Here is a 22,402-nt window from a genome sequence, read left to right on the forward strand (position 1 = left end):
TTGGAATTTCCAAAACAAAATCGCAAATTTATAGTTAGGCTAGTTAACTAATGATGAAAAGAACCTGGGCCATAAGTTTTGCAGCATTCTACCTTTTGTTATCAACAGGTATGTATGTCTGTATTTTGCATTGTGCAGGTGAATACTTTTTTAAGCCCGTGGAAATTGTTGCCACTAACAATTCCGATAATTCTAACAAGGTTAGGCCTGCTGAACATGAACCCTGTTCTAAAGACAAAAATTGTGAATGTTGTAAAGAGCACGGTGAATATAACATTACCGAAAACGTGCAAACAGGAGGGAGTCTATGGTTTTCTCAAATTGCCATAGTAAACATTCCCCTCGCTTTTAACGATCTTTTAGTCCAATACAGCGAAGTAAAATCTACTAACTGGCCCCAAGCCAATGCGCCACCACCTGGCAAGCAAAAAATCCCCCTTTATATTTCCAATTGTACCATTCTGATCTGATCAAGCCAGACTATTTTTTAGTCTCAAGGACCCCCTATGTCCTATTATTTCATTTAGCTTGATCACCCATGTTTCTACACTTAAAAAATGTGGCTTTTAACCGTTGCAATACTGTTATGCGCCACCAACAACAACTGAAAAATTTACTGGTTTTTACCCCCTCTTCATAGCGGATATTGTCGTCATTGACTCTTTGAAATGTGAAATAAGTGAAATTACACCTTACTTAAAACTTAGGCTTCAAGTAAATAAATATCACAGACTTACACAGGTCGAAGTTTAGGTTCTAATAATTAATTTTAAACTTAAAACTATGAAAAACAAACTAAAAATCCTGGCACTTGTCGGCCTGTTGATATTTACCCAGGCTTGCAGCAAAGATGATGATAAGATCACTATTCAGGAACATGACAAAAACCAAATGATGACCATCATGCATCAGATGATGGATAAAATGAATGCTATGCAAATGACAAAAGACCCGGATAATGATTTTGCTATGATGATGATGATGCATCACCAAGGGGCTATTGAAATGGCCCAGGCAGAGTTAAAGGATGGAAAAGATGCGACCATTAAGGGAATGGCTCAAATGGTAATCACCGCCCAGACCGAAGAAATTGAACAACTTGAATCATTTCTACAAGGCCATGATCCCCATTTAAATGTTCCTGAATTTGGCGCCAAAATGATGATGGGAATGGAAAAAATGGGACGAAATGCTGACTTGCAAATTATCAATGGAAACACAGACCACGATTTTGCTATACTCCTGATAACGCATCACCAAAGTGCTATTGAAATGGCTCAGATGGAGTTGGATTATGGCACCCATGAGGAATTGAAAACGATGGCCTCCAAGATGATTGAGGATCAGGAAAAGGAAATTCAAGACTTACAGGAGTGGTTATTAGCAAATAACAATAAATAAGGTTTAACAATTTAAAAAAGAAATTATGTCACATCAAAGATTTCAAGAGTGTATCCAGGCTTGCGTAGCCTGCGCGGTAGCATGTAGCCACTGCGCTATAGAATGTTTAAAAGAGCAGGATGTAAAAATGCTTTCCCGCTGCATCCAGTTAGACCTGGAATGTGCGGCGATCTGCCGTTCTGCAGCAGAAGTAATGAGCTTGGGCAGTACTTACAGCGAAGCTTTATGCCGTATATGCGCTGATGTCTGTAACGCTTGCGCAGAGGAATGCGAAAAGCATGCTGAAATGGGTATGGAGCATTGTAGGGTATGTGCAGAGGCTTGCCGTGCATGTGCCAAGGCGTGTGAGCAAATGGCGACAGCTGCGTAATCAATCTGTCTGTTTTTACATGATAAGACATCATCAAAGTGCGATTTCAAATAACAATAAATAAGGTTTAACAACTTAAAATAATGATTATGTCACCTCAAAGATTTCAGGATTCTATCCAGGCTTGCGTAGCCTGCGTGGTAGCATGTAGCCACTGCGCTACAGAATGTTTAAAAGAGCAAGATGTAAGACTGCTTTCCCGCTTCATCCAGTTAGACCTCGAATGTGAGGCGATTTTCCGTTCTGCAGCAGAAGTAATGAGTTTGGGCGGAACTGGCAGCGAAGCTTTATGCCGTGTATGTGCTGATTTTTGTAACAATTGTGCTGAGGAATGCGGAAAGCACGCCGAAATGGGTACGGAGTATTGCAGAATGTGTGCAGAGGCTTGCCGTTCATGCGCCGAATCTTGTGAGCAAATGTCGATAGCTGCTTAATCAGTCTGATAGATTCTTACCTGCTAAAAATTGTGTAGGTAAGAATTTTGTATGTTTTTTACAAATTTTGGAAGTTTAAACAAAGAGTATGATTATCTTTGTTCATAGAACACGATTGGAAAATTAAAGTGTATTTATAATAAATGAAATTCTGCACCTCGATACAGTTTAAAGCAACCTTATTAACTTTTGTATTTCTTTTGAATACCATTGTAGGGTTTGCCTGTGCAGTAGGGGCAGAAAGAGGATTAAGCAGTGAACACTCCCATGAGCATGAGGAAAGTCACGTTCACCAACAGGCAGCTGAAGATCATCACTCCTCTGAAGATCACAAAGATAAGTGCTGTAAGGATGAGGTCGCTAAATTCATTAAAGCTGATAAGATAGACCTGCGGAACTTTGATTATAGCCTGTTGTCTTTATCCTTTTTCGTCTTACCTATTACAGTATTTCACATAGGTGATTTAAGTACCTTTCCAATAAACACTCCAAATGCGTATTTCGTCCGGCATTGCCGTTCACCGATACAAGATATACGTATTGCCATACAAAGTTTTCAGATTTGATTGAATGTTATTGCGTTTTTGCATGGCAATGATAATGCTATGCATTAAATTCTAGTATAAACATTAAAATCAAATAAAATGAAAAAGATATTTTTCTTTGTTGCTATCCTGGCAACTGCTTTTGCGCAAAACAGTGTTGCTCAGGAAAATGCAACCCAGGCACAAGCTCAACTTTCATCGCTGCTTAATTCCTACTACGATATCAAAGATGCTTTGGTATCAGGAAATGCAACCAAAGCCTCAATAAGTGCGGAACAATTTGTAAAAAATGCGAACGGCATTGATTACAAGGTAATCAAAGAAGGAAACATCCATGCTTTACTTAAAGATGCGGGCGCCATTTCAAATACCAAGGACATCAAAACACAGCGTGAACAGTTTGCTACGCTTTCTACCAACATGGTCACACTTGCTAAAGGGATCAAGCTAGGATCTGAACCCATTTATGAAGTCTTTTGCCCCATGAAAAAGGCTTCATGGCTTAGTGCCAGTAAGGCAATTAAAAACCCTTACTATGGCAGCGATATGCTCACTTGCGGCAAAGTGGTGGAAACTATTAATCAATAATTTATTATTAACGGCTAATTCAAGGGTAAACCCCCTTGCTTTTGGCATTTTAACTTAAAAAAGATGAAAATATTATTTATAACAGCAGTTGCTCTGATGACATTATCAGCCTGCAATAACAACGACAATCAGTCTAAAGAAGCTACGGCTACTACAGAAGAAAATGCTCAAACAACATTACCGGCAGCTAGCACAGAAACAAAAGGTAATACTTCTATAAACGAAGTGATTACTATTTATTTGGAACTCAAAAATGCATTGGCCAATGACAATAGTAAAGAGGCAGCCACTGCAGGGGAGAAGTTGCATAAGGCTCTGGGAAAAGCTGATATCGCTTCGTTTTCTGCCGAGCAAAAAACGGTCTTCGATGAAGTTAGTGAGGATGCGATAGAACATTCGGAACATATAGCTGCTAATGGCACTAATATAGTGCATCAAAGGGAACATTTTGAAATCCTGAGTAAGGATTTGTATGACTTGGTAAAGGTGTTTGGCAGCAGTCAAACCTTGTATCAAACCCACTGCCCTATGTATAATAAAAACAAAGGAGCTAATTGGTTAAGCGAAACAAAAGAAATCAAAAATCCTTATTACGGCGCTAAAATGTCATCTTGTGGCGAAGTGAAAGAAGAAATCTAACAATAATATGAGCCGGATAAAGAAAGTATTGTTAGTTATACTGATTGTATTTATCGGCATTCAATTGATACAGCCTGCCCGCAACGAAAGCGGGCAGGAATTGTCAACCGATATTTCTAAAACAGTTTCGATTCCTTCAAATGTTGGAGCGCTATTGAAGACTGCCTGTTATGATTGCCATAGCAACAACACCAATTATCCCTGGTATGCAAAGATTCAACCAGGGGAATGGTGGTTGGCGAGTCACATTAAAAATGGGAAAAAAGAGCTCAACTTTAGTGAATTTGGCGCTTATTCAAGCAGGCGGCAGCAGAGTAAATTAAAATCTATTGCAAGTCAGGTTGAAGATGGAAAAATGCCGTTAGCTTCTTATGAATTTCTACACAAAAACGCCAGACTAACTAATGAACAAAAGGGGTTAATTATTCATTGGGCGCTTCAAACAAAAGACAAGTTAGAGAACCAATAAAACTGTGCTGCATATAACAGTTCCAAACTAAAATATAATGTGATGAAAAGATTAAAGAAAGTTCTGCTTATCATCCTCAGGGCAATTTTCATTCGCAATAAAAAATGTTGTCAATAATCTTAGAACAAATAGGTCATAGGTCTTAAAACAACTTATGATGGTTTCTTACAGAATAAAAAATATACTGATGAAAAAATTGACATTGATAGCTGTATTCATTATTTGCTATACAGCATCCGCACAGGCTATGCTCGAAATGAAAATGCCGGAGCAAAAAAAAGAAACAAGCAAACAGACGCAAAAGGTAATATACACTTGTGTAATGCATCCTGAAGTAAAAATGGACAAACCTGGTAAGTGTCCAAAATGTGGGATGACATTGGTGGTTCAAAAGAAAAAAAGCGTTCAGCCCAAAAAAGCTGCCCCGGCAAAAAAAAGTCCGCCCGCAAAGATGGGCGATATGCGCGACATGAAAATGCCCCCTCAAAAGCAGGCTACGGATAAGCCCGCTCAGGCGTTAACCTACACCTGCCCCATGCATCCGGAAATACATGCTTCTAAACCAGGTAACTGCCCAAAATGCGGAATGAAATTAGTAAAGGAAAAGCCTAAAGTAACTCCTCAAAATCATACTGAAATGCAGATGCCCATGAAAGACACAACGGAAAAGGCGGAAAATATGGAAGGTATGCAAATGGACGGAATGAACATGGGCGATAACAATGCAACAATGGCCAATATAAAAATGGCAAAGGCAAACTTAGGGCCTATAAAAACAATTGCCAGCAACAGGCCGCCCCGTACCGTTCGCTACGATCTGTACATTGCCGATACCACGGTGACTTATGGAAAAAAATCAAAACGGGCCATTGCCGTAAACGGGCAGATACCCATGCCTACATTAACCTTTACCCAGGGCGATACGGCGGAAATTTATGTACACAATAATTTAAAGGAAAAAACGTCCCTGCACTGGCATGGCTTGTTTTTACCAAACAGGATGGACGGTGTGCCTTATCTGACCCAGATGCCTATCGAGCCTGGAGCTACCTACTTTTACAAATTCCCCATCATACAACACGGCACACACTGGTACCACAGCCATTCCGGGCTTCAGGAACAAATCGGCATGTATGGTGCCTTTGTTATGAATAAAAGAAAAGAATGGGACATTCCTACCATCCCTATAGTGTTAAGCGAATGGACGGATATGAAGCCTGAGGAAGTGCATCGCAGCCTGAAAAACGCCAACGATTGGTTTGCAATACAAAAAGGCACTACGCAAAGTTATTCGGAGGCAATCAAAGCCGGGCATTTTAAAACTAAAATAATCAATGAATGGAAACGCATGACCGCCATGGACGTGAGCGACGTTTATTATGATACCTTTCTGATAAACGGCAAAAACCAGAATGAACAGCCACAGTTTAAAGCAGGCGATAAGGTAAGACTGCGAATAGCAAATGCCGGTGCATCGGATTATTTCTGGCTGAAGTATGCAGGCGGTAAAATAACGGTTGTGGCAACCGATGGAAATGATGTGGAACCGGTGGAAGTGGACCGGTTAATCATTGCGGTATCCGAAACTTATGATGTGGTGGTAACTATTCCAGAAAACAAGAGCTATGAATTTCTGGTAACCCCCGAAGACCGGACAAAATCAGCTTCTTTATGGCTGGGAAGAGGAGAGAAAGTATCTGCAGGGAAGATGCCCAAGCTGAAATATTTTGCGGGGATGAAAATGATGAACGAGATGATGGATATGCAGGGTAACCTGATCGAAATGGAAGGCATGAACATGCAGAACCAGGTCATGGATATGAACACAGTGATGTACCCTGAAATAACAGGTGAGGAAAATGGTATGGACATGAAGAAAGATTCCAGCCAAGAAAAATCGGATATGAAAGGTCACGATATGCAGGGCATGGAAAAAATGAAGAAAGATAGAATGGCTAAAAAGACTGAAATGAAGGGGCATGATATGGCTCCCTCTCCTTCGGAGAGGGAGGGGGGTGAGCCCGCTGATATCGTAACCCTCAACTACAATATGCTCCGTGACCCTAAGAAAACAACGTTACCGGAAGGCCCCTGGAGAGAATTGAAGTTCGATCTGACCGGCAACATGAACCGCTATGTGTGGAGCCTGGATAATAAAGTGGTTTCCGAGAGTGATAGAATAATGATAAAAAAGGGCGAAAATTTACGGATTATTATGTTCAATAACAGCATGATGCGTCACCCTATGCACCTTCATGGACATGATTTCAGAGTTTTGAACGAACATGGTGAAAACGCCCCGATGAAAAACGTCCTTGACATCATGCCGATGGAGCGGGACACTATCGAATTTGCTGCTACAGAAGCTGGAGGCGATTGGTTTTTCCACTGCCACATCCTCTACCACATGATGAGCGGTATGGGCAGAGTGTTTAGTTACGACAATACTCTGATTGACAAAACCGATATTACCGACACGAAAGTAGCTAAGCGGGGATTAAATTCCGATGACCGGCAATTCCACCCAATGGCCACTGTAGGACTGGAAAGCAATGGCAGTGATGGAGAGTTTATGCTGGCCAATACCCGCTACCGTTTTTCTACAGAATGGCGTTTGGGTTTAAAGGCACATCATGGTGCCGAGAGCGAAACTTATTTTGGAAGGTATATAGGTAAAATGCAATGGTTGTTTCCGTTCATCGGGTTCGATTACCATTATAACGGCGTGAGGAACAATCGCGATAAAAATCTGTTCGGGCAATTGAGCAACCAAAAAAACAGGCAAGTCTTTGTCGCAGGTGTTCAGTACACCTTGCCCATGCTGGTGTTAGCGGAAGCAAGAGTAGATAGCAAGGGGAAATTTCGGGTTCAATTGACACGGGAAGATATACCTGTTACACCCCGGCTAAGGCTCAATTTAATGGGTAATACCGATAAAGAGTATATGGCCGGATTGAGGTATGTCGTCACCAAATACTTTGGTTTCTCTACCCATTACGACAGCGATATGGGTTATGGCGGGGGAATTACAGTAACCTATTAAAAAAACTCACAATCATTAAAAACCATGAAAAAAATAACTTCATTTCTATTTATTCTGTTTCTATCGGGTATCGCACTTGCGCAAAGTAAAGATGTTGAAGCGGTACGCTCTGTCCTCAAATCATACAAGAGCGCCGTTGAGAAATTAGATACTACCGGAACAATGAAACTATTTACCTCTGATTCTAAAATTTATGAATCAGGGGGTAACGAAGGAACTTATGCGCATTACTTAGAGCATCATCTTGCTCCTGAATTAAAGGAATTCAAAGCGTTTACTTTTAGTGATTACAAGGCGGAGGTGCAGGTTGACGGCAATTATGCTTTTGCTACCGAGACTTATGACTATACGATAACCGTTGCCAAAAATAATATGGAAATAAAGCGTAAGGGTATAGCTACTTCGGTATTGAGAAAAGTTAATGGCGAATGGAAAATTATGATCAGCCACAGCTCGTCACGGAAATAAAACCTTTTAAAAACAAAATTATGGAACATCAGCATCAACGAAGTAATTCATCCAGGATGGAAGACAAAATCCTACACGGCACAGAGGGGCACGGCAAAGCCTATCAAAAGTTGCATGCTATGATCGTGCTATCGTTTATCTCAATGTACCTACTTATGGATCTGTTACTCTTTGAACTATGTATTTAGGTCTTTTACAAATTTACTGGGATATAAATCCCGAGATTTTCAGGATTGGTGGTTTTGGGTTAAGATATTATTCTCTATTTTTTGGGTTGGCATTTTATTTAAGTTATCTCATACTGGCAAAAATTTATATAAAGGAGAATGTTTCAATTGATCTATTAAATAAGCTTACTGTTTATGTGTTTCTTGGAACTTTGATTGGTGCCAGGCTGGGACAAGTATTATTCTACGAATTAGGATATTATAAGAATCATGTACTTGAAATAATATTACCCTTTCGGATTGATGCAGATACTGGTTTCGAATTTACCGGTTATCAAGGACTGGCCAGTCATGGGGGAGCAATCGGAATCCTTACAGGTGTTTTTTTTTATTGTAGAAAATACAAACAGTCTTTCTTGGGGATATCTGATAAGTTAGCGATTGTTGTTCCATTAGCAGGTTTTTTTATACGCCTGGGAAATCTGTTCAATTCGGAGATAATTGGCAGGCCTTTTAATGGTGATTGGGCCTTTGTTTTTGTAAGAATAGATAAATTACCACGACATCCCTCGCAACTATATGAAGCAATAATCTATTTGATCATTTTCTTCGTTTTATGGACTATTTATAGCACCAGAAATCAACAACGGAATAAAGGTTTTCTTTTTGGACTTTTCCTGATTCTTGTTTTTACTGGCCGTTTCTTTATTGAATTTTTTAAAGAAAATCAGGAGGCTTTTGAAAAGACAATGCCCTTGAATATGGGTCAGCTTTTAAGCATACCACTTATCCTATTGGGATTATATTGCATTTTGAGAACGTCAGCAGCACCATACTTGGGTACTAAGAAAAATTAATTTAGCTTCATAAATGGTTCATATTACACTCCATTTCATAGTACCTGCGTTAATAGCTTTCCTGTTATATAGAGAGATAGCGATTAAAGCCTGGCTTATAATGATTGCAACGATGGTTGTTGATTTAGACCATTTGCTAGCCGTCCCGATTTACGACCCCAATCGCTGCAGTATTGGATTTCACCCTTTACATTCTTACGTTGCCATAGGCATTTATTTTGTATTGTTATTCTTTCCCAAACTTCGCATAATAGCTATAGGCTTAATCATTCACATGGCGCTTGATTTTATTGATTGCTATGTTTGATTATAGTTCTCCGTTTCGGGGAAACTGCCCAGCTAGATAAGTGGAGTATTTATTAAGAAAAGGCTTTCAAAGATTTTAAACGTAACGAAACAATGATTCATCATGTAGCATCTATTGGACTTGAAAGCAATGGTAGTGATGCCACATTTTTGCTGGCAGGTAACCGGTTTGAAGTACAGGGATTGTGGCACCTTGGTCTAAAACCTGAAAAAGGGTATGAAGCTGAAATAAATTTAGGCTGCTATATGGGGAAAATGCAATGACTTTTCCTTATGTAGGATTGGATTATCATTATAAAAAGGGTACACGATAGGCTATGGTGCCGGTGTATCCTTAAACTATTAATATGAATGTTTATTGAGTATACTGTAAATAAATCAAATAATTGCCTTAAAAGAGCTGAGGTGTTTGTTTTTCACCAATGTCAGCATGATGAAAACCAGGGTAAATGTGATGGGTATCATTATTCAACATGTTTAAAATCAGTGCTTTTCAAAGTTAAATATTGTATTTTTGGTAAATCAACCACAGAAATAATGAAAACAAAACATCTTTAATTTTCTTTAATATCAGTTCTTATAATGTTACTGTTAATGTGTATAGTCAAACTAAACGAGATACCACTAAGTCAAAGTTGATATTTATAAATAAAAATGGCGAAATGCATGATCATGGGTGAAATACACCAGGCCTTGCAGATGAGATCCTATAGATCATTCCCTTAGTACAGTTCATAAAGACTATATATAACTGCCTGTGCCGTCCACTGTTATTTCTTAACACAGCGAAAAAGGAATAGTGTTTTGAAATCTGTACGCCGTCGACTTCTTCCTTCTTTCAGTTTTAGGATTAACCCAAAGCGCCACACTTAACTCTTACCAGTTATGAAAACAAGAACAGCTTCCAGACACACCATCATCGCCGCTCCTGCAGACAAGGTGTTTGACTACATGGATCAATTGGATAAAACGGGAATGCATATGATGAAGAGTTCAACTATGATGATGGGGAGTAAATTAGCTTTGGTTCAGGTTTCTGAGAACAGTAGTGGCCTTAACTCAAGCTACAGATGGCATGGAAGTGTGATGGGATGGAATACAGACTTCACCGTGCGGGTTACCAAATGGATCCGGTATAAAGAAAAGGTCTGGGAAACGATTGGTGAGGCAAAAATGATCATTATGTCCTGGTACCGGATGAAATTGTTAGTTATGAGACAGAACCAGGCAAGCGAAGTAGAACTCAGTATAGATTACAAACTACCTAGGTCCGGCTTTTACCGAGTGTTAGGATACATTTTTGCACCCATATATAGCCATTGGTGTCTTAAGAATATGCTAAATGATAGCAAAAAACAGTTGGAAAGGGGCATCTGTTGAAACTCTACTCCTCGCCGCTGGAGCATAATAGTGGCTATAAACACACTAACGTTGAAAACGAGGTAATGGAAAACAACTTTATGTTTTGTACCGGTATTGAAAATAGCTATCCAACTATTCAATTGCCAGATGGAAAGATCAAGAGAGTTGATGAAATGGAAAAGACAGGCCATTACCATAGGTGGCAGGAGGATTTCCTGTTAGTTAAAGAAATGGGTATCGACTTTCTCCGCTATGGCCCTCCTTATTATAAGACACATTGTGGCCCTGGTAGATATGATTGGAACTTCACGGATGAAAGTTTTAGATACCTAAGACAGTTAAAAATCACACCAATTGTTGACCTATGTCACTTTGGAGTGCCAGACTGGCTCGAGAACTTTCAGAACCCGGACTGGCCTTCATATTTTGCAGAATATGCCAAAGCCATTGCTAATCGATTTCCGTATATTGAACTTTATACTCCTATCAACGAAATATTTATAGCAGCCACTTATTCAGCGCTAAATGGTTGGTGGAATGAAAGGATGGCTACCGAGGAAGCATTTGTTACCGCCCTTAAAAATCTTTGCAAAGCAAATGTGCTGGCTATGAAGGCGATTTTGAAAGTTCAGCCGAAAGCTACGTTTATCCAAAGTGAGTCTTCGGAATATTTTCATGCAGAACATCCCTGTTGCCTTGGGTACGTGCGGTTTCTAAATGAAAAAAGGTTCTTGTCTCTTGACTTAACTTATGGATTTCCCGTCAGTGTAGATATTTACGAATACTTGCTGGAAAATGGAATGACTAAACAGGAGTATTCGTGGTTTAGGAATAATGATGTAACCGGTAAGTGTATTATGGGGAATGATTATTATGCAACGAATGAACATTTGGTTCATATGGACTTTTCGGTAACTCCGGCGGGAGAAATCTTCGGCTATTACGTAATCACCCATCAATATTTTAGTCGGTATCGTCTTCCTGTTATGCACACCGAAACCAATATTGCCGAGCCGTATGCTGATGGATGGCTAAAAAAGGAATGGGCAAATGCTTACCGCCTAAAGCAGGATGGAGTTCCCCTTGTTGGATTTACCTGGTATAGCCTACTTGATCAGATGGATTGGGATTCGGCCTTAACACAGGATTCTGGCAACGTAAATCCCCTAGGGCTTTTTGATCTAAATAGAAAAATAAGACCTGTGGGAGTAACCTATAAAAATCTGATATGTGGCTGGAAGGATATGTTGAGAAAAGAGAGTTATGGACCACATATTAACTATTAAATATTCTTCTATTTTTCTGAAACAAAATGCAGGTTTCGACATTTATATATTAAAATATTTGATATAGAAATTATAAATGAAGCAAGGATAATTTTTTTTAAAAAAAGACATGTAAACGAGTCTTCTCTTACCCGGTAACCACAGCTTAGCTATGGAAGCCACAAAATTTTAATTATGAAAAAAATATCGATTTTGATGACAGCCCTTGCAATTAGTACGGCTGTGTTCGCCCAGGATCATAAAATGGACGATAAAATGAAAATGGACAAAAAGGAACATCAGATGGACATGAAAAAAGACCATCTAATGATGATGCATGGCAAGATGCAAATGATGAAGAATGGTAAGTCAATGCCGATGGAAAAAGACATGACGCTAAGCAATGGCACTGTGGTGAGGACTGACGGAATGTGTAAAATGAAAGATGGTAAAACAATGACCATGAAAGATGGCGATATGGTGGACATGAATGGAAAGATGAGTAAGATGCCTAAGAAGAAAATGGGTAAAATGAAAATGTAACGGCTGTGTAAAGCCAGGGGACACCATTGCAACTGTTGGCGCTGATCCCATAGTATAGCCGATTTACTTACTGCGCAATTCTATTATCCTGCAAAAATTTATATGATTGATGTGGCCGGAAGTCATCTCCAGTTGGCTAAACAATTTGGCGCAGCAGATACCTCAATTCTGCAATTCAAGATGAACTAAAAAGAGTAATATCAGAAACAAAGATGGCGTGGATGTATCCATCTAAGCGGTTGGTCTCCCCGTACTTCTAATATTTGTCAGAACATTGTTCGCCCTTGAACTCATAATATTTATGATCACGAATCACGTAACCTGGAAATAAAGAAGACTTAACGCGGACTTTCCGGTGAAGTTAAAGATATGCACAGCTTTAAACTGGATGAAATTATGTCTCTCTTACACCATTTATAATAATTCTTAACTTTAATAGGATATGGAAAAGCCAAGAAAAGGATCAAAGACAGGGCGTATACCAGTCTTTGATCCAAGCTTCAAAACTGCTGTAGTCAGGGTATATTCATCTGGTGAGTACAGCAAAACACAGATTAGTAAAAACCACAGTCTTTTGAGATATAGGATGAATTATATCGTTGATTGGCATCAAGCACATTTTCAGGATTCCAGCATGCCAGGTTTGGTTGGCAAAAGCTGGTTAATTGATACAATTAATATGCTTAAAAGGAAAATGGTTTTTATGAACTCTAAAATTAAGGTACTCAGCATTATTGTAGTTACTTCTTATTTTTTCGCTGCCTGCAATGGCAATAGCAATTCTGATACTGCTAAAACAACCGACTCTACAGTGCAAGTAAATTCGCAAAGGGATGACGACAGTAATGGTGAAGACAAAGTTTACCAGGGAATGGAAATGGTAAAAACCGGCAACGATATGATAAATAAAGGCGAAAGGAGTAATGACCGAAGAATGATTAATAATGGCGTAGCAATAATGGACAATGGAATGGAGATGATAAAAACCGGAAAAGAGATGATGGCTAATCGTAATGAAAATATGCACCGTTCAATGGATGATGATAATAGTACGAAGAAAAGCACAGACAGCATCCCCAATAAAGATATGGATATGCAGGATTACGGGATGAACATGATTCACCAGGGAATGGATGTGGCCAAATCAGGCAAAACAATTACGGAAAAAAGCCAAAAAAACAATGACAAAGCCATGATGCAAACAGGTATGGATATGATGGATAAAGGAATGGCGATGATAAAGATGGGAAAGGAAATAATGGGAAATGATGAAGCAGCAATGGCAGATAAAAGTATGAAGGACGACATGGAGATGATGGACAAGGGGATGGATATGGCGAGCATGGGAAAAGATACGGTAGCCAAAGCGATGGTTCCTGATAAACCCATGTTGGGTGATAAAATGATGGATAAGGGAATGGATATGATGGACATGGGTATGGATATGATGGATATGGGCGCAGGCAAAATGAAAGCCGATAAGATGAAAAAAGATAAAAAAACAATGCCAAAAAACGACTCGCCGATGATGGATGATGATATGTAAGACTTTAAAAGGCCAAAATTTTTTAAAATGAAATTATACGGTATTAGAATTTCGTTTCTTGTTATAGCCGCAATTTTAATTGCCGCTGCTCATTCTGCTATTGCTCAAACTCCTGATGAACATGCAAGCCACCATCCACAGCAAACACCTATAATATCAGACACCACTACAGCAATGAAGCCCGGTGCAATGACGAAAGATACAACCATTGGCGGTATGGGAGGAAAGAAATCTGGGGGCATGGGCGATATGATGAAAGAGATGGGCAACATGATGGGCAAGCCTACCAATAATGAAATGTATCCCACACTGATGCAGGTTACTGATTTAACCCCTGAAAAACGCAATGAAATAAACCTTTTAGCTAATAAGCTAATAAATGAAGGTAATGCAATACTAGCTAACGGTTTAAAGCAACTTTCCGACGCTAACCGACGGCGAAATATGGAAGACATGCAGAATGCTAATGAACAAATTCGCCGGGGACAGATAATGTTGGAAAGCGGTTTGGATGGCCGTCAGGCATTGGCCGAAAAGGACCCACGCCTTACCGCCTTACAATGGTTCAACCGGGAGATGAATCTTACCGCTATCGAAAATGAAAAGAAACACAGTTTTATGGGTCTATCCTGGTTCCATTACATGACCATGTTTTTGCTCACCGCATTCGCGATTGTTATGATTTGGATGTATTTCCATAAAATGAAACGTGCCAATGCACTCATTGAAAAATTAACAGGTAACACAAACGAAAATGTACCAGCCCCCGGAGATGCTAAAGCAGGAACACCACCGCCAGCAGCCGATGCTGAAAACGCTTCCGTCAAAGTCACTGCCCCGGCTGCTAATAGGGCCGGAGTAGCATCTGTAGTAAACCCTGATATTGCACCATCAAAACCAAATTCATGGACGGGCACTTTACTTGTGGCTGAAATTTTTGATGAAACACCAAATGTAAAAACCTTTCGCCTCACCGACCCGGAGGGAGGCAAAATTCCGTTTACTTATTTGCCCGGCCAATTTCTTACGGTAACAATTAATCCAACAGGCGTTCCTGTAAAGCGTTCGTATACCATTGCTTCGTCACCTACTCATCGGGATTATTGTGAAATCACTGTTAAGCACGAAGAGAAAGGAACTGTTTCGCATTATATGCATACGGAAGTACATGTTGGGGAGCTGATGCAGTTTACTGCTCCATCCGGGAAATTCACTTTTACTGAAACACATGCCAAGAGTGCCGTATTTATTGGTGGTGGCGTAGGGTTAACGCCGTTGATGAGTGCTATACGATACCTCACTGACCGTTCATGGAAAGGGGAAATTTATTTTTTCTTTAGTTGTAAAGATGAGAGTAGTATTATTTTCCGGGAAGAAATATTATACCTGCAAAAAAGATATTCAAACTTACACGTCTTTTTTGTGCTTAGTCAACAACAAGGCGAGGCCAATGTCGATTTTATCCCCGGTTATATCACGAAAGAGATAATAACTGAACGGGTACCGGATATTCTGTCCCGAATGATTCACATTTGCGGGCCAAAGCCGATGATGGATGCCGTAAAGCTAATGCTGGATGAGTTAAAAGTACCGAAGGAAAATGTAATGGTAGAAGTATTTGCAGGTCCGCCTTCGCCTGCTGCAAGGGCTCCTACGGCGGTACCATCTAATGAACTGGTAAAACCATCCGAGGGTAATGAAGCTAGAAAATTTACGAAATCTGAAGAAGATCAGGCTGGTGTTGTCACTTTTGTTAAATCAAACAAAACCGCTATGCTTACGCCTGATAAATCGGTGCTGGAAGCATCGGAAGAAGTGGGGGTAAATATTGATTATTCATGCAGGGTGGGAACTTGCGGAGTTTGTATAACAAAACTCATTTCAGGTAAGGTAACAATGGCTGTTGAAGATGCTTTAACTGAAGATGACAAGGCACAAAATATGATATTGGCCTGCCAGGCAAAAGCAACAGAAGCTATATCAGTTGACGCATGATTATAAAAAACAATAATTCTTGAAACAGGAACGCAACATAATTAGTGGAATGCTTATACTGCAACTTATTTTGTGGTTAGGCTTTTTAGTGCATCGTTCCCCACGGTTTGCCGGAAGCCTTACGGGGGTTATATTAGCAATTACCGCTGCTCTGCTGATGATTGTACCGCCGGTTTTATATTCTTTAACTAAACGTGTAAAATATTTTAAAGAAAAAGTAGGGAACCGTATTTCAATTGGCACGCTGTTAAGCTGGCATGTTTATACAGGTATCATCGGTGCTATACTTGCTATACTGCACACCGGCCACCGTTTTGAAAGCAACCTTGGGGTATGGCTCACTGCAATGATGATGCTCACGGTATTAAGCGGTTTTGTAGGCCGGTATTATCTTAGTTTTTCATCAAAAGAAATTAAAGAAAAAAAAATCGAATTAAACCTGCTGGCTACACAATACAACCAATTGATTGGCGAGATTTCAAAGCAACCAAAACTTGATACAACGTATATTATTTCAAATAATTTTATAAGCCGTGCCTTTAATAGTTTTGTAGGAAAAAAAGCTGTAGGTGCCAAATCTGCGAGATCGCTCCGTGCCATGCAATTGGCAGAATCCATCGCCGACCTTGAATATGCTGTCAAGACACATGAATTATTAAAACGTCGCACAGCAAGTTGGCTCAAAGTTCATATTGCCACCTCCTGTACATTTTATCTTTTACTCATACTACACATCTGGTCGGCAATTTATTTTGGGTTGAGATATTTAAAATGAAAAAATTTACCGTTATACTAATTCTCGTTTCGTTTGTGCTAATTTTCGCACATTACGGCAGTTTTGATTTTGCAAATAAAAATGACTGGCAAACGCAGACTGCACCGGGAAAATTATCTGCAGCCCATGCAATGCTTGCTTCCAATTGTGCCTCATGCCACACGGCTGCAAAAGGTGCAGATGACGCGAAATGTATTAGTTGTCATGCCGACAATAAGTTACTATTAGAGCGACAGCCCACTGCCTTTCATGGTATGATTGGCAACTGTTCCTCTTGCCATATAGAACACCAGGGCGTTGATGCAAATTTGCGGGTGATGGATCATGAGGCGTTGGCAAGTATCGCGGCAGGATTTATCGGCGATGGAAAAGATGCTTTCCAGTTAGAAAAATCCTTGATGCCTGCTGACCATCCACACGTTTCAGCCCAGGTAGCTAAACTTAACTGTGTCAGTTGCCACGGCACAAAAGACAAACACTTTGGGTTGATGGGGAGTAACTGTGCTTCCTGTCACGGCGCCACACAATGGACAATTCCGGAGTTTCAGCATCCATCAGTTCTTTCCATTAGTTGTGCTCAATGCCACCAGGCGCCACCAAGCCATTATATGATGCACTTTGAAATGGTCTCTAAAAAAATAGCCGCCCGAAGCAATGAAAACGGCAACGGTTGTTGTGATGGTGTAGTTGTCAGTCAATGCTATTCCTGTCATAAAACAACTTCGTGGAACGACATCCAAGGCCGGGGTTTTTATAAACATCATTAAAAAAATTGATAAAGCTGCAATGGGCGCTCCTTTTGTCATAAGGCTGCAGGTTTGATAAGAGAGAAAAAAGAGTAATTCTCAAAACCATTACTTCAAATAATGGATAACTTCTATATGCATTACATGAGGATGCTCGTTTGAATAAGGAGGATCCGCAATTGTTAGTTGATTACTTTAATTCATTAGCGGATAACAATTAAAATTACAATATTTGTTGAACAGGCGGAACCTTTGTGTGGTTCGTATGTTTAAAATCGCCACAAACACAATAATAATATAATCTTAAATCGTTGTATGAAAAAATACACCTGTCCAATGCATTCCCAGATACTTAAAGATGAGCCTGGAAAATGCCCATTATGCGGAATGGCTTTAGTTCCTTTTGGAAAAGCCAGTAAACATGATCATACACACCATGACCATGATGAACATCAGCATTCGGCACAACAACACGATAAACATGAAGGTCATCATACCCATGATTTCCTGAAAAGGTTCTGGATCAGTTTAATTATCACTATACCTATTCTTGCGCTTTCTCACATGATCCAGGACTGGTTGGGGTTCAGTTTAAATTTTATTGGAGACAAATACTTGCTGTTTGCCCTTGGGACTTCAATTTATCTGTACGGAGGAATGCCTTTCTTAAAGGGGATGGTTGGGGAAATTAGGGCGAAAGCTATCGGGATGATGACCTTGGTAGCCATAGCTATTTCAGTGGCCTATTTTTATTCTACGGCAGTTGTATTTGGCCTGCAGGGAATGGATTTCTTTTGGGAATTAGCAACGCTGATCGTAATTATGTTACTCGGACACTGGCTGGAAATGCGTTCGCAAATGGCTGCGTCCAAGGCCCTTCAGACATTGGTAGCACTTTTACCAAATGAAGTAACGGTAGAAAGAGGTGGTGAGGCCGCTAGGATAAAGCTGGATGAATTGACTAACAACGATATTGTCATTATAAAACCCGGTGAGAAGATACCAGCCGATGGAGAGGTCATTGAAGGGCTTTCCTATGTAAACGAAAGTATGCTGACAGGGGAAAGTGTTCCGGTAAAAAAGGAAACAAAATCAAAGGTTATAGCCGGAGCTATAAACGGAGATGGAGCGCTGAAAATAAAAGCGACAGGAGTCGGTAAAGACAGTTATTTAAACAAGGTTATCAACCTCGTACAAGATGCACAAGCTGCTAAATCAAACACGCAAAACCTTGCAGATAAAGTTGCCAAATGGCTTACTTTTATTGCAATAGGAGTCGGGGTCGCTACATTCACTTATTGGTATAACACAAATGGAGACTTAGCATTTGCATTGGAAAGAATGGTTACTGTTATGGTTACCGCTTGCCCCCATGCCTTGGGAGTAGCAATTCCCTTAGTAGTTGCTATTTCAACGACGTTGTCGGCAACCAATGGATTGCTTATTCGGAATCGGACCGCATTTGAGACCACCCGGAATTTAACAACCGTTATTTTCGATAAAACCGGCACATTAACCGAGGGTTCCCATGCAGTGCAAAGAGTTATTGCTTTAGACAGCTTCTCCGAAGATGAGATCATCCAATTTGCAGCCGCTATACAGCAACATTCTGAGCATCACATTGCGAAAGGCTTGATGAAACTTCTTAAAGAAAAGAGGCTTCAATTATGGAAATCCGTTAATTTCCAATATATGCAGGGAATTGGCGTAACAGGTAAGGTGAACGGAAAAGACGTAGTAGCAGCAGGTCCCAATTATTTTACAGTAAACAATATTGAAAAACCGGCCGTCCCTTCGGAAATCGATCAGGATACTGAAACTATAAATTATGTATTTATTGACGGCAAGGTAATAGGTATTATCACCCTCGCTGATAGAATAAGGGAAGGTTCTCAGGAGGCCATAAATGAACTTAAAGAGATGGGAATAAAATCATTCCTTTTAACGGGCGATAATGAAAAAATAGCTGCATCGGTCTCCAATAAATTAGGCATGTCCGGATTTTTGGCCAATGTCCTGCCACATAACAAGCAAGAAAAAATAAAGGAATATCAAGCGAAGGGTGAAATTGTTGCCATGACAGGCGATGGCGTAAATGATGCCCCTGCGTTGGCGCAGGCTGATGTCGGTATTGCCGTCGGCTCTGGAACGGACGTGGCAGCTGAAACAGCAGATATTATTCTGGTAAACAGTGACCCAAGGGATGTGGTAAAATTGATAGATTTTGGAAAGCGAACCTATCGTAAAATGATACAAAATCTGGTATGGGCAGTAGGTTATAATATAGTTGCGATTCCGTTGGCTGCAGGTATATTGTATCCAAATTTTGTGTTAAACCCAGCGATGGGGGCAGTCCTGATGAGTGTCAGTACCATCGTCGTTGCTTTGAATGCAACCTTACTGAAGCTGCATAGGAAATAGGATACCAAATTCATACCTCAAATTGAAAATCAGGACCTGAAATAGTGTAAACAAAGGATAGATTAAGGCGGAGACCCTAAATCTCTGTTTATTACCGTGTTGCACCCTAAATCGAAACTTTAAACTAAAAATTATGAAACATTTTTTATGGATGATTATTGGATGTATCCTTCCACTGTTATTGATTTTTTTGGCTCCCGCATTAGGGCTGAGCTCAAAAACTTCAATGTTTATTTTCATTGTATTCATGTTTGCCTGCCATTTATTGATGCCGATGCACTTTCATGGCAATCACACAAAAAAGCAACAAAATTCAGAAACTACTAAAGCAGAACAAAAACATGCACACCATTAATGTTAAAAGATTTGGCCTTGCAACAGGGCTTACTGCAACCCTGCTTTACGCTGGTTGTATTTTGGTAATGGCCACCGTGGGTCATAGTGGCACAGTAACATTTTTCAACAGCATATTTCATGGGATAGATACCACATCGCTTATCCGGATGAATGTGCCTTTTTGGGAAGTTTGTATGGGTATTATCCAAGTTTTTATTATCGGCTGGCTAGTGGGAGCCTGCATTGCAGCTATTTATAACATCACTTCAAAAACCAAATTATAGTTATGAAGAAAATCAAAGTAGCCATCAATGGATATGGCGTTATAGGCAAACGGGTAGCAGATGCGGTAACGCTTCAGGATGACATGGAGTTAATTGGTGTTTGTGATGTTGTTACTGACTGGCGCATCAAAATGGCAGTAAGTAAAAATTATCCTGTTTATGGCTTTGACCAAACTGTCAGTAACAAAATGAAAGAAGCTGGTATTCCAGTAGTGGGCATTTTGAATAATATGTTGCAGGCCGCGGATATTGTAATAGACTGTACGCCAAAAAAAATTGCGGAGCTAAACATTCCGAAATACAGGTTGATGGGTATAAAATTTATTGTACACGGAGGAGAAAAACATGAAACCACCGGACACTCTTTTAGCGCTGAAAACAATTATGAAACTGCCATCGGACGTGAAAGCACCCGTGTAGTTTCGTGCAATACGACTTCTATCGTGCGTACGCTTACGGCATTAAAAAATGCCGGACTGCTAAAGAAAGCTAGAGGCACATTGCTTAGGAGGGCAACCGACTCATGGGAAAGTCATTTAAATGGAATAATGAATACGCTGGTTCCCGAAAAAAACATCCCCAGCCACCAGGGGCCGGATGCACAAACTATTGATCCTTCCCTTGATGTAATTACCGTCGCAATTAAAGTACCCCAAACCCTAAGCCATCTTCATTACTGGAATGTGCAGCTTACCCGGCAGGCATCAAAAGAGGAAGTATTGCAGGCATTTGCGAATTCCACCAGAATAGCTATGATTAATTACAGCGATGGCCTGCCCGCCAACAATACGGTGAAGGAACTGATGCTGGAAATGGGTCGTCCGTACGGCGATATGTATGAAGTAGCAGTATGGAAAGATATGCTGAAGGTACAGGGCGATGAACTGTTTTATGCCTACATAGTGGACAATCAGGCAATTGTAATCCCAGAAACCATCGACGCTATCCGTGCATTGACGGGAATAGAACCAGACGCTGAAAAATCAATAATAAAGACGAACGCAAGCCTTGGCATAAAACAAAGTTTTTATTAGCCGGTACAAACTTGTTGGAATGGCAGATAAAGAAAATATAAGTGAATTGATTTTGGTGCAACAAGCCCTATCAAGGAAGTAAAAATTATTAAGCCTTTCTATCGGGCTTAAAAGAAAAAACGATATATGAATAAATTAAATTACGGCATATTATTTTTCACTCTGCTTCTAATTCCTTTTGTGTCAATGAAAGCTCAGGACAATGCAATGTTGATTGAGCAAATAGAAGGCAAAAAGATAACAAGAGAGAGCTTTGACAACAAAGGAAAACTTATAGGGAAGCAAATATTTACCGCCGGAAAAATGACCAAAAGGGAGGGGACTTTCTTTATAAATATCAAAACAGAACTTTATGACGAAGCACAGAAGTTAGAAGAAACTTTCACGACCGATTACGAGTGCCGCCCGGGAGAAGCCGATGTGCTTTTATCGGTCTTTGCAATCAATCCCAAAAAGAGGAAGGTCAGGGTCTCTGTAAAATCCGGGGATTTTAAAAAGTTATATGCTTTAACGGCTGATAATATGGTACGCAATATGAGCCTGACGATGTATGTGGAAACAGGCATTCTTAATTTCCTTGGGTCAAAAAACAATGTAGATGTCACCAATCGAGTGCTAACAAAAGAAAATAACAACCTGAAGATTACAGAAAAAATTTCCATTAAAGCTTATCTGATGGGCCTACGGGTAAGGACAATTAACTATAACGTAACAGAATATTTATCAATTACAGGCTTACTGCAAAAGCAAGTCTTTAGACAATCGAACGGTGATTATTTTACTGTTACCTATAAATAAAATCAACTTG

General features: G+C 40.0%; 25 protein-coding genes. All 25 read left to right on the top strand.

The features are described 5' to 3' along the window. The first annotated feature begins 50 nt into the window (after positions 1-50). Positions 51-470 (top strand): HYC_CC_PP family protein, encoded by a 420-nt coding sequence (locus WG905_RS11985; protein ID WP_339591962.1) that lies wholly within the window; start codon positions 51-53, stop codon positions 468-470. A gap of 313 nt (positions 471-783) precedes the next feature. Next, a complete protein-coding gene (locus tag WG905_RS11990) occupies positions 784-1,401 on the top strand; it encodes a DUF305 domain-containing protein (protein ID WP_339591963.1) in 618 nt (205 codons plus the stop codon). Positions 1,402-1,426: 25 nt separating this feature from the next. Next, entirely contained in the window at positions 1,427-1,771 is a 345-nt protein-coding gene (locus WG905_RS11995) for a four-helix bundle copper-binding protein (protein ID WP_339591964.1), read from the top strand. An 89-nt stretch (positions 1,772-1,860) separates the two neighbouring features. After that, entirely contained in the window at positions 1,861-2,205 is a 345-nt protein-coding gene (locus WG905_RS12000) for a four-helix bundle copper-binding protein (protein WP_339591965.1), read from the top strand. A 143-nt stretch (positions 2,206-2,348) separates the two neighbouring features. Beyond that, positions 2,349-2,771 carry an HYC_CC_PP family protein gene (locus WG905_RS12005; RefSeq protein ID WP_339591966.1) on the top strand — a complete coding sequence of 141 codons (423 nt, stop codon included), beginning with the start codon at positions 2,349-2,351 and terminating at the stop codon, positions 2,769-2,771. 78 nt (positions 2,772-2,849) lie between these two features. Further along, a complete protein-coding gene (locus WG905_RS12010; protein WP_339591967.1) occupies positions 2,850-3,338 on the top strand; it encodes a DUF3347 domain-containing protein in 489 nt (162 codons plus the stop codon). 63 nt (positions 3,339-3,401) lie between these two features. Next, positions 3,402-3,977, top strand: a complete 576-nt coding sequence (locus tag WG905_RS12015) for a DUF3347 domain-containing protein (protein WP_339591968.1) — start codon at positions 3,402-3,404, stop codon at positions 3,975-3,977. Between the two features lie 7 nt (positions 3,978-3,984). Beyond that, positions 3,985-4,446, top strand: a complete 462-nt coding sequence (locus WG905_RS12020; protein WP_339591969.1) for a heme-binding domain-containing protein — start codon at positions 3,985-3,987, stop codon at positions 4,444-4,446. A gap of 187 nt (positions 4,447-4,633) precedes the next feature. Next, the gene (locus WG905_RS12025; RefSeq protein WP_339591970.1) at positions 4,634-7,489 is read left to right on the top strand and encodes a multicopper oxidase domain-containing protein; all 2,856 of its coding nucleotides are present in this window, start codon (positions 4,634-4,636) and stop codon (positions 7,487-7,489) included. Between the two features lie 24 nt (positions 7,490-7,513). Further along, positions 7,514-7,957: a YybH family protein gene (locus WG905_RS12030; protein WP_339591971.1), complete on the top strand. Its 444-nt coding sequence runs from the start codon at positions 7,514-7,516 to the stop codon at positions 7,955-7,957. Between the two features lie 178 nt (positions 7,958-8,135). Continuing rightward, positions 8,136-8,981 (top strand): prolipoprotein diacylglyceryl transferase, encoded by an 846-nt coding sequence (gene lgt, locus WG905_RS12035; RefSeq protein ID WP_339591972.1) that lies wholly within the window; start codon positions 8,136-8,138, stop codon positions 8,979-8,981. Positions 8,982-8,994: 13 nt separating this feature from the next. Then, entirely contained in the window at positions 8,995-9,288 is a 294-nt protein-coding gene (locus WG905_RS12040) for a DUF6122 family protein (protein ID WP_339591973.1), read from the top strand. Between the two features lie 92 nt (positions 9,289-9,380). Next, positions 9,381-9,551 (top strand): hypothetical protein, encoded by a 171-nt coding sequence (locus tag WG905_RS12045; RefSeq protein ID WP_339591974.1) that lies wholly within the window; start codon positions 9,381-9,383, stop codon positions 9,549-9,551. Between the two features lie 621 nt (positions 9,552-10,172). After that, entirely contained in the window at positions 10,173-10,667 is a 495-nt protein-coding gene (locus WG905_RS12050; protein WP_339591975.1) for an SRPBCC family protein, read from the top strand. Next, entirely contained in the window at positions 10,664-11,935 is a 1,272-nt protein-coding gene (locus WG905_RS12055) for a family 1 glycosylhydrolase (protein WP_339591976.1), read from the top strand. The genes WG905_RS12050 and WG905_RS12055 overlap by 4 nt, the downstream gene beginning before the upstream one ends. A 174-nt stretch (positions 11,936-12,109) precedes the next feature. After that, complete coding sequence (locus WG905_RS12060) at positions 12,110-12,457, top strand: DUF6799 domain-containing protein (protein ID WP_339591977.1); 348 nt, start codon at positions 12,110-12,112, stop codon at positions 12,455-12,457. Positions 12,458-12,899: 442 nt separating this feature from the next. Continuing rightward, complete coding sequence (locus WG905_RS12065; RefSeq protein ID WP_339591978.1) at positions 12,900-14,003, top strand: hypothetical protein; 1,104 nt, start codon at positions 12,900-12,902, stop codon at positions 14,001-14,003. Positions 14,004-14,030: 27 nt separating this feature from the next. Further along, complete coding sequence (locus WG905_RS12070) at positions 14,031-15,998, top strand: 2Fe-2S iron-sulfur cluster-binding protein (RefSeq protein WP_339591979.1); 1,968 nt, start codon at positions 14,031-14,033, stop codon at positions 15,996-15,998. Between the two features lie 19 nt (positions 15,999-16,017). Then, complete coding sequence (locus WG905_RS12075; protein WP_339591980.1) at positions 16,018-16,773, top strand: hypothetical protein; 756 nt, start codon at positions 16,018-16,020, stop codon at positions 16,771-16,773. Further along, on the top strand, positions 16,770-17,540 hold the full coding sequence (locus tag WG905_RS12080; protein WP_339591981.1) for a cytochrome c3 family protein: 771 nt from the start codon (positions 16,770-16,772) through the stop codon (positions 17,538-17,540). The genes WG905_RS12075 and WG905_RS12080 overlap by 4 nt, the downstream gene beginning before the upstream one ends. A gap of 294 nt (positions 17,541-17,834) precedes the next feature. Continuing rightward, on the top strand, positions 17,835-19,940 hold the full coding sequence (locus WG905_RS12085) for a heavy metal translocating P-type ATPase (protein ID WP_339591982.1): 2,106 nt from the start codon (positions 17,835-17,837) through the stop codon (positions 19,938-19,940). A 133-nt stretch (positions 19,941-20,073) separates the two neighbouring features. Next, positions 20,074-20,295, top strand: coding sequence for a hypothetical protein (locus WG905_RS12090; protein ID WP_339591983.1), 222 nt, complete (start codon positions 20,074-20,076; stop codon positions 20,293-20,295). Next, complete coding sequence (locus WG905_RS12095; RefSeq protein ID WP_339591984.1) at positions 20,282-20,560, top strand: DUF5676 family membrane protein; 279 nt, start codon at positions 20,282-20,284, stop codon at positions 20,558-20,560. The genes WG905_RS12090 and WG905_RS12095 overlap by 14 nt, the downstream gene beginning before the upstream one ends. 2 nt (positions 20,561-20,562) lie before the next feature. Continuing rightward, entirely contained in the window at positions 20,563-21,594 is a 1,032-nt protein-coding gene (locus tag WG905_RS12100) for a type II glyceraldehyde-3-phosphate dehydrogenase (protein ID WP_339591985.1), read from the top strand. A 126-nt stretch (positions 21,595-21,720) separates the two neighbouring features. Beyond that, positions 21,721-22,392 carry a hypothetical protein gene (locus tag WG905_RS12105; RefSeq protein ID WP_339591986.1) on the top strand — a complete coding sequence of 224 codons (672 nt, stop codon included), beginning with the start codon at positions 21,721-21,723 and terminating at the stop codon, positions 22,390-22,392. Positions 22,393-22,402: the final 10 nt, after the last annotated feature.

Origin of the sequence: Pedobacter immunditicola (assembly GCF_037482985.1) — a bacterium.
Classification (GTDB): domain Bacteria; phylum Bacteroidota; class Bacteroidia; order Sphingobacteriales; family Sphingobacteriaceae; genus Pedobacter; species Pedobacter immunditicola.

Bases quoted from the DNA above. Each gene is read 5' to 3' on its own strand.
- WG905_RS11985 (WP_339591962.1), top strand. From the start codon at position 51: ATGATGAAAAGAACCTGGGCCATAAGTTTTGCAGCATTCTACCTTTTG.
- WG905_RS11990 (WP_339591963.1), top strand. From the start codon at position 784: ATGAAAAACAAACTAAAAATCCTGGCACTTGTCGGCCTGTTGATATTT.
- WG905_RS11995 (WP_339591964.1), top strand. From the start codon at position 1,427: ATGTCACATCAAAGATTTCAAGAGTGTATCCAGGCTTGCGTAGCCTGC.
- WG905_RS12000 (WP_339591965.1), top strand. From the start codon at position 1,861: ATGTCACCTCAAAGATTTCAGGATTCTATCCAGGCTTGCGTAGCCTGC.
- WG905_RS12005 (WP_339591966.1), top strand. From the start codon at position 2,349: ATGAAATTCTGCACCTCGATACAGTTTAAAGCAACCTTATTAACTTTT.
- WG905_RS12010 (WP_339591967.1), top strand. From the start codon at position 2,850: ATGAAAAAGATATTTTTCTTTGTTGCTATCCTGGCAACTGCTTTTGCG.
- WG905_RS12015 (WP_339591968.1), top strand. From the start codon at position 3,402: ATGAAAATATTATTTATAACAGCAGTTGCTCTGATGACATTATCAGCC.
- WG905_RS12020 (WP_339591969.1), top strand. From the start codon at position 3,985: ATGAGCCGGATAAAGAAAGTATTGTTAGTTATACTGATTGTATTTATC.
- WG905_RS12025 (WP_339591970.1), top strand. From the start codon at position 4,634: ATGAAAAAATTGACATTGATAGCTGTATTCATTATTTGCTATACAGCA.
- WG905_RS12030 (WP_339591971.1), top strand. From the start codon at position 7,514: ATGAAAAAAATAACTTCATTTCTATTTATTCTGTTTCTATCGGGTATC.
- lgt (WP_339591972.1), top strand. From the start codon at position 8,136: ATGTATTTAGGTCTTTTACAAATTTACTGGGATATAAATCCCGAGATT.
- WG905_RS12040 (WP_339591973.1), top strand. From the start codon at position 8,995: ATGGTTCATATTACACTCCATTTCATAGTACCTGCGTTAATAGCTTTC.
- WG905_RS12045 (WP_339591974.1), top strand. From the start codon at position 9,381: ATGATTCATCATGTAGCATCTATTGGACTTGAAAGCAATGGTAGTGAT.
- WG905_RS12050 (WP_339591975.1), top strand. From the start codon at position 10,173: ATGAAAACAAGAACAGCTTCCAGACACACCATCATCGCCGCTCCTGCA.
- WG905_RS12060 (WP_339591977.1), top strand. From the start codon at position 12,110: ATGAAAAAAATATCGATTTTGATGACAGCCCTTGCAATTAGTACGGCT.
- WG905_RS12065 (WP_339591978.1), top strand. From the start codon at position 12,900: ATGGAAAAGCCAAGAAAAGGATCAAAGACAGGGCGTATACCAGTCTTT.
- WG905_RS12070 (WP_339591979.1), top strand. From the start codon at position 14,031: ATGAAATTATACGGTATTAGAATTTCGTTTCTTGTTATAGCCGCAATT.
- WG905_RS12080 (WP_339591981.1), top strand. From the start codon at position 16,770: ATGAAAAAATTTACCGTTATACTAATTCTCGTTTCGTTTGTGCTAATT.
- WG905_RS12085 (WP_339591982.1), top strand. From the start codon at position 17,835: ATGAAAAAATACACCTGTCCAATGCATTCCCAGATACTTAAAGATGAG.
- WG905_RS12090 (WP_339591983.1), top strand. From the start codon at position 20,074: ATGAAACATTTTTTATGGATGATTATTGGATGTATCCTTCCACTGTTA.
- WG905_RS12095 (WP_339591984.1), top strand. From the start codon at position 20,282: ATGCACACCATTAATGTTAAAAGATTTGGCCTTGCAACAGGGCTTACT.
- WG905_RS12100 (WP_339591985.1), top strand. From the start codon at position 20,563: ATGAAGAAAATCAAAGTAGCCATCAATGGATATGGCGTTATAGGCAAA.
- WG905_RS12105 (WP_339591986.1), top strand. From the start codon at position 21,721: ATGAATAAATTAAATTACGGCATATTATTTTTCACTCTGCTTCTAATT.